Consider the following 14,212-nt stretch of genomic DNA (forward strand, 5'->3'; position numbering starts at 1 on the left):
GGCGACACACTCCATGGCCGAGCGCGATCCGCTCCGGGGCGTCGTCGCCCGCCTCGCCGATCTCGTAGCGGCGCGTCCGCGCGTCCAGGGCGGCTTTTCGGGCGGCAAGCGCGTCAGCAGCCAGCTCTATGGCGGCCACAGCTCCTCCTTCCGCGGCCGCGGCATGGAATTCGACGAGGTGCGCGTCTACCACCCCGGCGATGATGTGCGCACCATCGACTGGCGGGTCACGGCCCGCACCGGGAAGCCGCACACCAAGCTGTTCCAGGAGGAGCGCGAGCGCCCGGTGCTGGTGCTGGTGGATGCGCGCGCCTCCATGCGCTTCGGCACGCGCGACTGCTTCAAGTCCGTGCTGGCGGCCAAGGCGGCGGCGGTGCTGGCCTGGATCGGCATCGGCGGCGGCGACCGGGTGGGCGGGCTGGTGCTGGCGCCCTCCGGCATCATCGCGCTGCGCGCCGAGCGCACTCGCCGGCGCATTCTCGCCTTCGTCCGGGCCATCGCCGATGCCACGGCCGAGCGCCTCGGCCCGCCCGGCGCCGAGCCGACATTGGGCGAGGCGCTGGCCCGCCTGCGGCCGCTGGTGAAGCCCGGCACGCTGATCTTCCTCGTTTCCGACTTCGCCGACCTCGACGAGCACGCCGCCCGCGAGCTCGGCCGCATCGCGCTCGACGGGCACGTCACCTGCCTCTTCGTCTATGACCGGCTGGAAACGCAGATGCCCTCCGGCGGCGTCTTCCCCGTCACCGACGGTGCGGCGGTCGCCCGGCTGGACGGCACCCGCACATCGCTGCGCGAGGGCTATGCCCGCCGGTTCGCCGAGCGGCGCGGCGCGCTGGAGCGGCTCTGCCGCGAGCGCGGCCTCACCTTGATGGACCTTGAGACCGGCTGCGACCCGGCGGAGGTCCTCAATCCCGAGCGGATGCGGCAGGCCGCCATCACCGCGCGGGCGGGGGCGACCGGAACCGCACGGGCGGTGGCACGATGACCAGCCCCGCACCCGCGCCCGCGACAACGGTGCCGCCCGCCGCCACCGGCCCCACACTCATTCCGCCGCCCGGCACGGCGACACCGCCGAATTTCCAGACGCCGGACTTCCTAAACACGCCCCCGCCTCCGCCCGCGCCGGGCTCGGCGGAAGACCCGCTGGCGGCGCTGCGCGACATCCATCTGCCACCGGATGTTCCGATCTTCCCGCTGGCACCGGGCTGGTACATGCTGGCCGGGCTGGTGGTGCTGGTGCTCGTCATTCTCGCCGTGCGCGAATGGCGCTGGCGGCAGACGCTCGCCTACAAGGCCCTGAAAATGTTCGATGCCGAGGTCGGCCGGGCCGAGCCCGACAACACCCACGCCGTCGCCGTCGCCGCCTCCGATGTGCTGCGCCGGCTGGTGCGTGCGGAGTCCGGGGAGGCGAAGGCGACGCTCACCGGCGAAGCCTGGGCGCGCCTTCTGGTCACCGGCCGCGCGCCGTTCGCCCCACGCGAGGCGGCCTTCCTCGCCCGCGCGCCCTACATGCCGCCTGAGACTGCGGAGCAGGTGGCGGCCGGCAGCATCACCCCGGCCACCCTCGCCGACGCCGTGCGGCGCCACATCCGGGCGCGCCGATGATCACGCTCGCCTGGCCCTGGATGCTGGCGCTGCTGCCGGCCCCCCTCCTCGCCCGCATGCTGGTGCCGCGCGCCCGCGAGCAGAAGGCCGGCGCGCTACGCCTGCCCTTCTTCGCCGAGCTCGCCCGCGCCGGACTGGTGACGCCCGGCCGCCCGGCGTGGCGCCTGACGCGGCTCGCGGTTCTCGCCTTCATCTGGACGCTCCTCGTCATCGCCGCCGCCCAGCCCGTCTATGTGGGCCGGCCGGTGGAGGTGCCGGTGGAGGGGCGCGAGATCATGTTGGTCATCGATCTGTCCGCCTCCATGGCGCAGCGCGACCTCTCCCTCGCCCGGCCCATGGACCGCCTCCAGGTGGTGAAGCAGGTGGCCGACGACTTCATCGCCCGCCGGGCCGGCGACCGGGTGGGCCTCATTCTCTTCAGCACCCGCGCCTATGTGCAGGCACCCCTCACCCTCGACCGCCGTGCGGTGCGCGCGCTGCTGGCCGAGGCCACCATTGGCATGACCGGCAACAACACCTCCATCGGCGACGCCATCGGCCTTGCGGTGAAGACCCTGCGCGACGGGCCGGAGAAGGAACGGGTGGTGGTGCTGCTCACCGATGGCGCCAACACCTCAGGCGTGCTCGATCCGCTCCAGGCGGCGGCCATCGCCGCCAAGGAAAATCTGCGCATCCACACCATCGGCGTCGGCTCCGACACGGGTGAGTTCGTGCCCTTCGGCGCTCTCAACCCCTCCTCCGATCTCGACGAGGGCACGCTCAGGGCCATCTCAGGCCTAACCGGCGGCAAGTATTTCCGTGCCCGCGACCAGCAGGGCCTCGCCGGCATCTATGCCGAGATCGACAAGCTGGAGCCGGTGGCCGGCGATCCGCAATATGTGCGGCCGGCGCTCACCCTGTTCTTCTGGCCCCTCGGCGCGGCGCTCATCGCAAGCTTCCTGTTCGCCGCCGCTCTCATGCTGCGCCTGCCGGCCCGAGGCGCCGTGCATGCGCCGCAGGCGGCTCCAGACGCCGATGCCCAGGCCCTGCCCGTCGCGGAGGCGCGCTGATGGCGAGCTTCCATTTCCTGCGCCCCGAATGGCTCCTGGCGCTGCTGCCGGCGGCGCTCCTCGCGGCCCTGCTGCATCGGCGGCTGCGCGCGGGCAGCAATGACTGGGCGCGCGAGGTCGATCCCCATCTTCTCGCCCATCTCGCCCTTCCCGGCCGGCGCGCAAGCGGGCAATGGCCGGCCGTGCTGCTGTTCACCGGCTGGGTCGCCGCCGTCTTCGCCATGGCCGGCCCCACCTGGCAGAAGCTGCCGCAGCCGGTGACGGGGCGGCTCGACCCGCTGGTGATCGCGCTCAGCCTGTCGCCGAGCATGAACGCGCCCGATGCCAGCCCCTCCCGCCTCATCGCCGCCCGCTACAAGATCGCCGACGTGCTCCAGCGCATGCGGGGCAGCGAGGTGGCGCTGGTGCTCTATTCCGACATCCCGTTCGCCGCCGCGCCGCTGACGCAGGATGCGCAGCTGGTGGCGCAGATGCTGCCGGACCTCTCCACCCGCCTCATGCGCGGCAATGCGAACCGCCCGCAGGACGCCATCGCCATGGCCGTCGATCTGCTCAGGGGCGCGGGCGCCGCGAGCGGCCGCATCCTGCTCGTGACCGACGGGCCGGGCGAGGAGCCAGGCAAGACGCAGGTCGCCGCCAGGACGGCGGCGGCGGAGGGCTACAAGATCAATGTCATCGGCGTCGGCGCGGAGGGCGCCAACGGCGCGCCGGCGGTGGACACGGCGGCGCTGACCGCCATCGCCACGGCCGGTCAGGGGACCTTCACGCCGCTCACCGCCGATGACCGCGACATCGCCGCCGCTTTGCCCCCCGTCGCCGCATCGAACGGCGCCGTCACCGACAGCGAGGGCTTCACCGCCGACGTGTGGGCGGACATGGGGCCGTTCGTGCTGCTGCTCGCTGTGCTGCTCGCCCCCCTCGCCTTCCGCCGGGGCTGGATCGCCGTTCTCGCCGTCGCCGCCCTCGGCGGCCTCGCGACGCCCGATGGCGCGCAGGCGCAGACGATCCCGCAATCCCTGCCGCAGAGCTGGGCCGACCTGTGGTGGCGTCCCGACCAGCAGGGCGCGGCCGACTTCGCCCGAGGCGACTACGCCGCCGCCGCGCAGAAGTTCGACGATCCCGCCTGGAAGGCCAATGCCCTCTACAAGGCCGGCGATTATTCCGGCGCCGCGGCCGCCCTCTCCCGCCTGCCGGGCAGCGACTACAATCGCGGCAACGCGCTCGCCCGCGCCGGACAGCTGGAGGAGGCTGTGGCCGCCTACGACAAGGCGCTGGCCGCCACCCCCGACGATGCCGACGCCAAGTTCAACCGCGACCTCGTGCAGAAGCTGATCGACGCCAGAAAGAAGCAAGAGGAAGACAAGAAGAAGCAGGACGAGAAGCAGAACCAGGCCGGTGGCGGTGGCGGCGGGCAGGATCAGAAGAAGGACCCGAACAAGGACGCCAAGCCCGACCCCAAATCGGACCAGAAGCAGGACCAGAAGCCCGGCGGGGACAAGCCGCAGGACGCGCAGAACACGCCCCAGCCCGGCGGTTCCCCGCCGCCGCCCGCGCCCCTGCCGCCGCGCCGCCCACCCGAGCTGGCGCAGCAGCAGCCCCCGCAATCGCCGCCCTCGCAATCGCCTCCTTCGAAGGAGCAGGCCCGGCAGGCGCCGCCCGACGCCCCGCCGCCCGCCCAGCCGCCGCTTCAGGAACCACCGCAGCAGCCCGCGCAACAGCCTCCGCAGTCGCCGGAGATGATGGCCGGCGACGTGCCCGCCGCTCCGGTGACGCCCAAGGCGCCGCCCCCGCCCATGCCGGACGACAAGGACGGCGAGACGGACGCCAAGCCCGATCCCAACGCGGAATTCGCGGCACCACCCACCGCGCCGTCGCAGGTGGCCCAGCCGACGCCGCCCAAGCCGCCGCCCGGCGCGCCGCCGCAGGTGTCCATCAGCGACGACGACCAGAGCCGCGAGCAGGCGCTGCGGCAGGTGCCGGACGACCCCGGCGGGCTGCTGCGCGCGCGCATCCGCGCCCAGTACACCGGCCGCCCGGTGACTCTGTCGGAGGAGGATGCGCGATGACCGGCGCCGCCTTCCGCTCGTTGTTGCTCCCGCCGGCGCGCGCCCGCGCGTCCATCGCGGTCCTCGCCCTCGCGCTGTGGGCGACGGCCGCGGGCGCCGCCGGCTTCAAGGCCACGGTGGAGAAGCCGCCGGCCGACCAGGGCGACACCTTCGAGCTGGTGCTCAGCGTCATCGGCCGGGACAGCCTCGAACCGCCCAACGTCGCGCCCCTCAACAAGGATTTCGAGATCCTCGACCGCGGCAAGCGCAGCCGCATGGAGCTTATCGGCGGCCGCATGGCGGAGGTGAACGAGTGGGTGCTGCTGCTGGCGCCCAAGCGCGCCGGCCGGCTCGTCATCCCGCCCCTCACCCTCGGCGCGGAGACGAGCGCGCCCATCGAGATGAACGTCTCGGCCGCCGCCATCCCCGAGCCGCCGGACGACGGGCCGATCTCCCTCTCCGTCGACGTGCTGGGAACGCCGCCCTTCTTCCTCCAGAGCGAGATTCCCATCGTCGTGCGCATGTACGACCGGGTCGGGACCCTCGGGGCGACCGGCGATCCGCCCACGGCGGACGGCGCCACCTTCTCGCAGGAGGGTGAGCCGAAGAGCTACGCGCGCGTATTCGATCGGCGGCGCTTCCGCGTGGTGGAGCTGCGCTACATCATGCGGCCGCAGCGCACCGGCACCATCCAGATCCCGTCCGTCGCCCTGCGCGCCACCATCCCCACCTCGCCGCCCGGCGCGCAGGAGCAGGCCCGGGCGATGGGGCGGCCTGCCATGCCGTGGCTCGGCGGCAATTTCGATGCGGGGCGCAAGGTCACGGTGTTCTCCAATCCCGTGGAGGTGACGGTCCAGCCACGGCCGGCTGGCGTCACCGGCTGGTTCCTGCCGGCCCGCGCGGTGCGCCTCAAGGAGACCTGGAGCAGTCCGCCGGCCAAGGCGAAGGTGGGGGTCGCCCTCACCCGCACGCTGCGGCTGGAGGTTCAGGGCGCCAGCCCCGCCCAATTGCCGCCGCTGAAGCCGGTGGAGACGGACGGCGTGCGCCAGTATGCCGACGAGGAGCGCCCCGAGGCCGCACCCGTGGGCGGCGCCCCCGGCGCCGTGGCGGAAGTCCGCGTCAGCGTCGTGCCCACCCGCGCCGGAACGATCACCCTGCCGGCGGTGACCATCCCGTGGTGGAACGTCGTGACCAACCGCGCCGAGATGGCCCAGTTGCCGGCGGTGACGCTGCAGGTGACCGGAGCGGCCGATCCCGCCGGCCTCGCTCCGCCTCCGGCGACGGCGAAGGACGCCCCCCGGCCGCAGGCGGACCCGGCCGCCGATGCCGCGCCGCTGCCCCTGCGCGACATGGCCGCCATCGCGCTCGTGGTGGTGATGATCGCCGGCTTCCTGCTGTTCTCCGGCCGGCGCGCCGCCCGGAAGGCGCGCATCGCCTCCCCGCCGCCGGAACGGCCCGTCGCCGGCCTTCCCGCGCGCCCCGGCCGCCCCGCGCCCACGCGCCCCGCCGTGCGCCGGCCGCGTCTATCCCTCCCCGACGAGAAGACCGCTGCCGTCGCGGTGGAGGCCGCCTGCAAGGCCGGCAAGGCCGCCGCCGCCTATCGCGCCTATCTCGACTGGAACCGCGCATCGGGGCCGGGCCATGCGGGCACCGCCTCGGCCCGGACACCGGCCATGGCGGCGGCGCTGCACGAAATCAGCCGTCACCTCTATGCCGGCGAGCGGGATACGTGGGACGGTGCCGGCTTCCGGACCGCCTTCGCCGCGGAGCGCAAGGCCGCGCGCACCCCACCCCAAACCCGCGCCGCCCGCACCCTCGCCCCGCTCTATCCCAAGGCGCGCTGAGGGCGCGGTCTGCGCGCCCCTTAAGCCCGCGCGGCGTTTGAGCGAAGGCAGCGCCAAAACCATGCGCGGCGCCTGAGCGAAGGCAACGCCAAAACCACGCGCGGCGTTTGAGCGAAGCACCCACCCATAAAGCCCGCGCGGCGCCTGAGCGAAGGCAACGCCAAAACCAGTGCGGCGCCCGAGCGAAGCACCGCTCAACTTCCACCCCACACCCGCCGCATGTAGTCGGTGAAGACGGTCACGGCCGGTGCGCGCACCGGGGTGGCCCAGGCGGCGCAGGTGATGAGCTTGTCGGCCACGTCGTCGAGATCGCGGATGACGATGCCGCGCCGCTGTACATTCCGCACGCAGCTCGCATAGACCGACACCCCGGCCCCCGCCGCTACCAGCCCGAAGATGCCTTCGGAGGACGACGCCTCCTGCACGATGCGGGGGCTGAAGCCGGCGCGGTGACAGACGGCGAAGAAGGCGGTGCGGAAGGCGCCCCAGTTCTCGCCCGACCCGAGCACGAATGGCTGGTCGGCAAGGTCGGCGAGGCGCAGCACCCGCACATTGGAGAGTGGATGGGTGATGGGGAGCAGCGCCACATAGCGATGATCGTCGAAGGTGTAGCTCTCCATGCCCGCCTCCTCGAACGGACCGATCATGAAGCCGATGTCGATGCGGTCGGCATAAAGGGCCTCCTGCTGCTTGAGCGTCGGCGTGAACAACAGCTCCAGCCGGATTTCCGGCCGGTAGCGACTGAAGGCGTTGAGAAATTCCGGCAGCCGGCCGTTGATGGCGAAATCCATGTAGCCGATGCGCAGCACGCCGACCTCACCGCCGGCCGTGCGCCGCGCGCTGGTGACAGCCCGCTCCAGACGCGCCAGCGCCTCGCGGCTTTCCGCGAGGAAGGCCTTGCCGGCTTCGGTGAGCACCACCGTGCGCGTGGTGCGGGCGAACAGGGGCACGCCGACGTCCTGCTCCAGATCTCGGATGAGGCGGCTCATGCCCGGCTGGGTCATGTGGGCGCGCTGGGCGGCGCGGCCGAAATGCAGTTCCTCGGCGAGGATGACGAAGCAGCGGATGTGGCGGAGATCGAAGCGCATCGCTATTGATACCACACAGGATATCAATAGCGACGAAATTAGAATTTCCCAAGCCGGCTGACCTCCCCCAATCTTGTCCCTGCGAGCTCGGTGGCAACGGGCACAAAACCATCAGGGATCAAGGACATGGCCTTCGAGGAAGACCTCGACGCAGCGCTGACGCGCGCCTTCGAGCAGGCAACCGAGCTTTACAAGCGCAACGGCTTCCAGCGGCGGGTCGGCTTCGGCCGGCGGCCGGCGCTTATCAATGTGGACCTCGCGAATGCGTGGACCCGCCCGGGCAATCCCTTCACCTGCGAGAAGATCGACGACCAGATCATCCCCGGCGTGCAGGCGCTGCTCGCCGCCTGCCGGCGCAACGGCCATCCCGTCGTCCATGTCACCACCTGCTATCAGGTGACGGACGAGACCAAGGCCGCCACCGACATGGGCCTGTGGCACCACAAGATCCCGATCGAGGTGGTGGACCAGGCCAAGCCCGAGCTCTGGGCCATCGACAGCCGTATCGAGCCGGTGACGGGCGAGCAGGTGCTCGTCAAGAAGCGGGCCTCCGCCTTCCACGGCACCTATCTCGCCGGCTTCCTGCGCGCCAACAATGTGGACACCATCCTCGTCACGGGCGTCACCGCCTCGGCCTGCGTGCGCACCACGCTGTGCGATGGCCTCGCCGAGGGCTTCCGCACCATCGCGGTGAAGGAATGCATCGGTGATCGCGTGCCCGGCGCGGTGGCGTGGAACCTGTTCGACATCGACGCCAAGTTCGCCGACGTGGAGCCGCTGGAGCGCTGCATCGCCTATCTCGACGAGGTGGGCGGCAAGTCCAAGGCGGCGGCGTGAGGCCGGAACACATCTGAAGACACCTGCCGGTGGCGCCCCCAGCGCCGCCGGTTTTACGCGTTCGACTTCAAATCATAATCCAGAGGCGAACATGACCAAGCTCATCGACCAGCTCACCGGCGCGCCCTCCCGCCGTGCGATCCTCGCCGGCCTCGGCGCGGGCGCCGCCGCTCTCTCTTTGCCCGGCCTTGCCCGCGCGCAGGACAAGACCCTCGTCGTCTCCAACTGGGGCGGCGACTGGAACGAACGCACCATCAAGTTCGTGGAAGCCCCGCTCGTGGAGAGCCAGGGCATCAAGATCGTCCGCGACCTCGGCATGGAGCCCGAGCGCAAGGCGAAGCTGATCGCCGAGAAGCGCCTGCGTCGCGGCACCATCGACGTCATCCACATCAACGAGGGCGACAGCGTCGAGCTTTACGGGCAGGAGGTGATCGAGAACATCGACTTCTCCAAGGTCCCCAATTACGCGAACGTGGTGCCGGCGCTGAAGTCCAAGCCCTTCTTCGTGCCGTGGCTCTACAGCGGCGTGACCATCGTCTACAACAAGGACAAGGTGCCGAACCCGCCCAAGTCCTATGCCGAGCTGTGGGACAAGAAATGGGCCGGGAAGATCGGCCTCACCAACCAGCTTTATTTCAACTACATCATGATGGCCGGTCTGATTAAGGGCGGCAACGTGACGAATACCGAGGAGGGCAAGGCGCGCCTCATCGAGTTGAAGGAACTGACCCAGCCGCGCATCTACGCTGCCCACCAGCAGCTCGGCGCGGGCCTCGTCAATGGCGAAGTGGACATTGCGGTGAACTACAAGGCGCGCGGCCTGCAATGGGCCAATGACGGCGCGCCCCTCGCCATCGGCTACCCGTCCGAAGGCGCCATCGCGGTGATGTTCGGCGCGGCGCTGCCGAAGAAGGCGCCGAGCCCCGAGTTGTCCTTGATCTATTTCAACGCCATGCTGGACCCGAAGGCCATGGCCGGCCTTGCCGGCGCGAGCTTCTACGCACCGGCCAACGGCAAGGCGGAGCTGTCCCCCGAACTCAAGGCGAAGGTGGACTTCACCGCCGCCGAGGCCGCCGCGCTGAAGTTCCCCGATTACGCGCACGTGGCCAAGAATACGGCGGAATGGCTGGAGTGGTGGAACAAGAACATCGCCCGCTGAGCGAGGCTCCCATGACCTCCTCCGCAAGCTCCGGCGCCACCGCGCCGGCGGCGACGGCATCCCCGCCCGCCCCACGCGGGCGGGAGGGGCGGCGCCTCGCCCCCGCCTATGGCCTCACGGCACCAGCCACGATCTTCGTGCTGCTGGCGCTGATGGGGCCTTTGGCGTTGATGTTCCGCTATTCACTGAACCGGTTCGTGCCGGGTCAGATGATGGTGGAGGCGCTGACGCTGGACAATTACGCCCGCTTCTTCGCCGACAGCTTCTATCAGGAGGTGCTCGGCACCACCCTGTGGATCTCGGCCCTCTCCACCCTCCTCTGCCTGGTGGCGGGCTTCCCGGTCGCCTACTTTCTCGTGCGGCAGGCGAGCGACAAGTGGAAGGGCCGGCTCCTCCTCCTCATCGTGCTGCCGCTGCTCATGGGCAATGCGGTGCGCACGGCGGCGTGGATGGTCATCCTCGGCGACAAGGGGCTGTTCAACGCGGTGATCGAGACCGTCGGCCTGTCGCCGGTGAAGCTGATGTACACGCCAACCGCCGTCGTCATCGGCCTCGTCTCGGTGTTGCTGCCCTTCATGATCGTGACGCTCCAGAGCGTCATCGAGGGCATCGACGCCAATCTTGAATCCGCCGCCCAGTCGCTCGGCGCCTCGCATCTCACCGTACTGTGGCGCGTGGTGCTGCCGCTCGCTCTGCCCGGCATCCTGGCGGGGACGATGCTCTGCTTCATCCTCTCCATGAATGCCTATGCGACGCCGGTGCTCATCGGCGGCCCGACGTTTCACATGATGGCGCCCACCGTCTACCAGCAGGTGGCCAAGGCCATGAACTGGCCGTTCGGCGCGGCGCTCGCCTTCGTGCTGATGGCGGTGACGCTCGTGCTCACCACCACCGCCAACGTCCTGGTGCAGCGCCGCTACCGGCGCTGGAGCGAGTGAGGCACCGATGGGACTTCTCGCCATCAACCGCATCTATGCCGCCATCACCGCCCTCGTGCTCGCCTTCGTGGTGCTGCCGCTGGGCGCGGTGATCTGGGTCAGCTTCTTCGCCAACCGCATCCTCTCCTTCCCGGCCACCGGCTACACGCTGGACTGGTACGCCCGGGCGTGGGAGCTCGACGCCTTCCGCAACGGCTTCATCACCAGCGTGGAGACGGCACTGGTGGCGGTCGCCCTCTCGCTGGTGCTGGGCGTGCCGGCGAGCCTCGCGCTGGTGCGCTACCGCTTCCCCGGCCGCGACGCCATCCAGACGCTTCTCCTCTCGCCCATGGTGGTGCCGGGCATCGTCGGCGGTGCCGCGCTGTTCATGGCCTTCATCGAGCTGGAAATCCTGCTGGACGTGGACATCTCCGGTACCCTGCCGGGGCTGTTCGTCGCCCACGGCCTCATCGCGCTGCCGTGGACGGTGCGCCTCGTCACCGCCTCGCTGGTGGGCATGAGCCCGTCCTACGAAGAAGCGGCGCAGTCTTTGGGGGCGGGGCGCCTCACCACCTTCTTCCGCGTGACGCTGCCCATCATCAAGCCGGGCATCGTGGCGGCGGCTTTGTTCTCCTTCGTCATCTCCTTCATCGATCTGGAGAAGTCGATCTTCCTCGTGGGGCCGGGGCGCTCCACGCTGCAGATCGCGCTCGTCTCCTATCTCGAATGGAATCTGGATTCGACGGTGGCGGCGGTGGCCACCGTGCAAATCCTCATCATCGGCGTGCTGCTCCTCGTCTCGGACCGCTACGCCCGCCTCTCCCGCGCCTTCTGAGGAGCGAGACCAAGGAACGAAACGATGTCCGATGTCGTGCTGCAATCCATCGTCAAGCGCTACGACGCCATGACCGCCGTGGACCATGTGTCCCTCACCATTGGAGAGGGCGAGCTGGTGGCGCTGCTCGGCCCCTCGGGCTGCGGAAAGACCACGACGCTGCGCATGGTGGGCGGCTTCATCCCCGTCACCGAGGGGCGAATTCTCGTGGGGGGCCGCGACCTCACCCACCTGCCGCCGAACAAGCGCAACATGGGCTTCGGCTTCCAGAACTATGCGCTGTTCCCGCACATGAGCGTCGCCGAGAACGTCGCCTTCGGTCTGGAGATGCGCAAGCTTCCCAAGGCCGAAATCGCGGCGAAGGTGAAGACGGCGCTGGACCGGGTGAAGCTCTCCCACCTCGCCGACCGGCTGCCCAAGCAGCTCTCCGGCGGCCAGCAGCAGCGCGTGGCGTTGGCCCGCGCGCTCGTCATCGAGCCGGACGTGCTGCTGCTGGACGAGCCGCTCTCCAACCTCGACGCCCAGTTGCGCCACGAGATGAAGACCGAGATCCGCACCCTGCAGCAGCAGCTCGGCATCACCACCATCTTCGTCACCCACGACCAGGACGAGGCGCTGTCGGTGGCCGACCGCGTGGTGCTCATGCGCAACGGCAGGATCGAGCAGCAGGGCGCGCCGGACGATCTCTTCGGCCGCCCCGCCTCACGCTTCGCCGCCGAGTTCATGGGCGTGACGAACCTTCTGCCCGGCGAGCTTGTCGGCGTCGGCCGCTTCCGGCTGGCGAGCGGGGAGGAGGTACGCGTCGATCCGGTGGGCGTCTCCGGCGATCTTTCCCTCGCGGTGCGGCCGGAGCGGCTGATTCTCGACGGCACGGAGGACAACCACAACGCCCTTCCAGCCGTGGTGGAACTCGCCACCTATCGTGGCCTCGTCATCGACTATCGCGTCGCCACCGCCTCCGGCCTCGACCTCATCGCCCGCCGCCCCTCACCCGCCGTGGGCGGCCCCGCCCCGCTCCAGCCCGGCCAGCCAGTCCGCGTCTCCTGGCATCCCGACGCCGGCACGCTCGTGGCAGCCTGAGCCTTCCCGAAATCCGTTTCCAATAAAGGGGTAAACCCGGTGTCCGACCTTCACGACAAGCTCATCGTCATCGACGGGCTCATCATCTCCGACTTCTCCCGCCCGGTGTTCGAGGACATGCGCAAGGGCGGCCTCACCGCCGCCAACTGCACCTGCTCCATCTGGGACAACTTCACCGAGACGATGCGCAACATCGCCAAGTGGAAGAAGGATTTCGCGGCCAATGCGGACCTGATCTCTCAGGTCTACACCACCCAAGACATCCTGAAGGCGAAGGACGAGGGCAAGACCGGTATCATCCTCGGCTGGCAGAACACCACCGCCATCGAAGATCACCTCGAGTATCTCGAGCTGTTCCACGAGCTCGGCGTGCGCATCATCCAGATGACCTACAATACCCAGAACTGGGTGGGCTCCGGCTGCTACGAGAGCCGCGACAGCGGCCTCTCCGATTTCGGCCGCGACGTGGTGGCGGAGATGAACCGCCTCGGCATCCTGTGCGATCTCTCCCACGTCGGCCCGAAGACGTCGGAAGACACCATCCTCGCCTCGAAGCAGCGCGTCGCCTATTCTCACTGCCTGCCGGCCGGCCTCAAGGCGCATCCGCGCAACAAGACCGACGAGCAGCTGCGCTTCATCGCCGACAAGGGCGGCTTCATCGGCGTGACCATGTTCCCGCCCTTCCTGAAGAAGGGGCCGGCCTCCACCGTCGCCGATTATGTGGAGGCGATGGAATACGTGATCGACATTGCCGGCGAGGACATGGTGGGCGTCGGCACAGACTTCACCCAGGGCTACGGCAAGCCCTTCTTCGACTGGATCACCCACGACAAGGGCACCGGCCGCAAGCTCACCGACTTCGGGGAGGTCATCAATCCGGAAGGCTTCCGTGTGATCGGTGACTTCCCCAACCTCACCGCGGCGATGGAAAAGCGCGGCTGGTCCACCGCGCGCATCGAGAAGGTGATGGGTGGAAACTGGCTGCAATTGCTGAAGGATGTGTGGGGGAAGTGAGAGGAAGTCGCCCTTTGACTTTGCTCGCAGCAATGCCTTGAAAGGCTGTCATCCCCCGGCTCGTCCGGGGGATCCACTTCGCCGCCGCCTGATGCAGGCAACGAAGCGCCGCTCTCTCGGCACGGTGGATGCCCCGGACGAGCCGGGGCATGACGGCTCATACTTCACCGGGAAGGCCCCAGATGGCGAAGCCTGAAATCGAGATCGACGTGGACGAGGCGACCGGCCGCTGGTTCGTGGACAAGATGCCCATGATCCTCGTGCCGCAGCACTTCTACAACAACAACCACTTCGCCATCGAGGCGGCGCTGGGCGCGGAGGCGTTCGACGCGGCGCTGGCGCCTGCCGGGCGGCTCTCGGCCTTCGTGTGGTGTGAGCGGCAGGCGGAGGTCTATGGCCTGACCGGCCCCGACGTATTTGCGCACTACATGAAGCGATTGTCTCAGCGCGGATGGGGCCGCTTCACCATCCTCGCCCTCGATCCGGCGGCGGGGACGGGGACGATCCGGCTCGATCATTCCTCCTTCGTCACGGAGGCGACGAAGGGCGCGGGCCGCAAGCTCTGCTACATGTTCGCGCCGTGGCTGGCCGGGGCGCTGGAATTCGTGTGCGAACAGGCGGGCGCGCCGCGCCGGCTTGAGGCGCGCGAGGTGCAGTGCGCCGCCGAGGGCTTCGACCACTGCCTGTTCGAGGTGACGCCGGCCCCCTGAGCCGGACGCGCACAAAAAAGCCGGGCGGC

General features: G+C 69.7%; 13 protein-coding genes. 12 read left to right on the top strand and 1 reads right to left on the bottom strand.

From position 1 onward, the window contains the following. Positions 1 to 13: 13 nt before the first annotated feature. The 5 genes from V5F63_RS17260 to V5F63_RS17280 are packed head-to-tail and all read left to right on the top strand — an operon-like array spanning position 14 to position 6,543. Positions 14 to 985 (top strand): DUF58 domain-containing protein, encoded by a 972-nt coding sequence (locus V5F63_RS17260; protein ID WP_394100776.1) that lies wholly within the window; start codon positions 14 to 16, stop codon positions 983 to 985. Continuing rightward, the gene (locus V5F63_RS17265; RefSeq protein ID WP_394100775.1) at positions 982 to 1,605 is read left to right on the top strand and encodes a DUF4381 domain-containing protein; all 624 of its coding nucleotides are present in this window, start codon (positions 982 to 984) and stop codon (positions 1,603 to 1,605) included. Before V5F63_RS17260 ends, V5F63_RS17265 begins: the two co-directional genes overlap by 4 nt. Further along, positions 1,602 to 2,654: a vWA domain-containing protein gene (locus V5F63_RS17270; protein ID WP_394100774.1), complete on the top strand. Its 1,053-nt coding sequence runs from the start codon at positions 1,602 to 1,604 to the stop codon at positions 2,652 to 2,654. Before V5F63_RS17265 ends, V5F63_RS17270 begins: the two co-directional genes overlap by 4 nt. Further along, a complete protein-coding gene (locus V5F63_RS17275) occupies positions 2,654 to 4,720 on the top strand; it encodes a VWA domain-containing protein (protein ID WP_394100773.1) in 2,067 nt (688 codons plus the stop codon). The genes V5F63_RS17270 and V5F63_RS17275 overlap by 1 nt, the downstream gene beginning before the upstream one ends. Then, on the top strand, positions 4,717 to 6,543 hold the full coding sequence (locus V5F63_RS17280) for a BatD family protein (RefSeq protein ID WP_394100772.1): 1,827 nt from the start codon (positions 4,717 to 4,719) through the stop codon (positions 6,541 to 6,543). Before V5F63_RS17275 ends, V5F63_RS17280 begins: the two co-directional genes overlap by 4 nt. Before the next feature lie 194 nt (positions 6,544 to 6,737). On the opposite strand, the gene V5F63_RS17285 is transcribed toward V5F63_RS17280, so the two are convergent. After that, positions 6,738 to 7,631 carry a LysR substrate-binding domain-containing protein gene (locus V5F63_RS17285; protein WP_394028023.1) on the bottom strand — a complete coding sequence of 298 codons (894 nt, stop codon included), beginning with the start codon at positions 7,629 to 7,631 and terminating at the stop codon, positions 6,738 to 6,740. Between the two features lie 126 nt (positions 7,632 to 7,757). Between V5F63_RS17285 and V5F63_RS17290 the strand changes: the two genes are divergently transcribed. From V5F63_RS17290 to V5F63_RS17320, 7 genes are all read left to right on the top strand, one after another. Further along, positions 7,758 to 8,468 (top strand): isochorismatase family protein, encoded by a 711-nt coding sequence (locus V5F63_RS17290; RefSeq protein WP_209484333.1) that lies wholly within the window; start codon positions 7,758 to 7,760, stop codon positions 8,466 to 8,468. Between the two features lie 91 nt (positions 8,469 to 8,559). Next, positions 8,560 to 9,627: an ABC transporter substrate-binding protein gene (locus V5F63_RS17295; protein WP_394100771.1), complete on the top strand. Its 1,068-nt coding sequence runs from the start codon at positions 8,560 to 8,562 to the stop codon at positions 9,625 to 9,627. 11 nt (positions 9,628 to 9,638) lie between these two features. After that, positions 9,639 to 10,565 (top strand): ABC transporter permease, encoded by a 927-nt coding sequence (locus tag V5F63_RS17300; RefSeq protein WP_245327200.1) that lies wholly within the window; start codon positions 9,639 to 9,641, stop codon positions 10,563 to 10,565. Between the two features lie 7 nt (positions 10,566 to 10,572). Continuing rightward, a complete protein-coding gene (locus V5F63_RS17305; protein WP_394100770.1) occupies positions 10,573 to 11,379 on the top strand; it encodes an ABC transporter permease in 807 nt (268 codons plus the stop codon). 24 nt (positions 11,380 to 11,403) lie between these two features. Further along, complete coding sequence (locus tag V5F63_RS17310) at positions 11,404 to 12,459, top strand: ABC transporter ATP-binding protein (protein WP_394100769.1); 1,056 nt, start codon at positions 11,404 to 11,406, stop codon at positions 12,457 to 12,459. A gap of 39 nt (positions 12,460 to 12,498) precedes the next feature. Further along, positions 12,499 to 13,473 carry a dipeptidase gene (locus tag V5F63_RS17315; RefSeq protein ID WP_394100768.1) on the top strand — a complete coding sequence of 325 codons (975 nt, stop codon included), beginning with the start codon at positions 12,499 to 12,501 and terminating at the stop codon, positions 13,471 to 13,473. 182 nt (positions 13,474 to 13,655) lie between these two features. Continuing rightward, complete coding sequence (locus V5F63_RS17320) at positions 13,656 to 14,183, top strand: DUF5943 domain-containing protein (protein ID WP_394100767.1); 528 nt, start codon at positions 13,656 to 13,658, stop codon at positions 14,181 to 14,183. Positions 14,184 to 14,212 lie beyond the last annotated feature (29 nt).

The sequence above is a fragment of the Xanthobacter wiegelii genome, from assembly GCF_043193855.2.
In the GTDB taxonomy this organism is placed as follows: Bacteria; Pseudomonadota; Alphaproteobacteria; order Rhizobiales; family Xanthobacteraceae; genus Xanthobacter; species Xanthobacter flavus_A.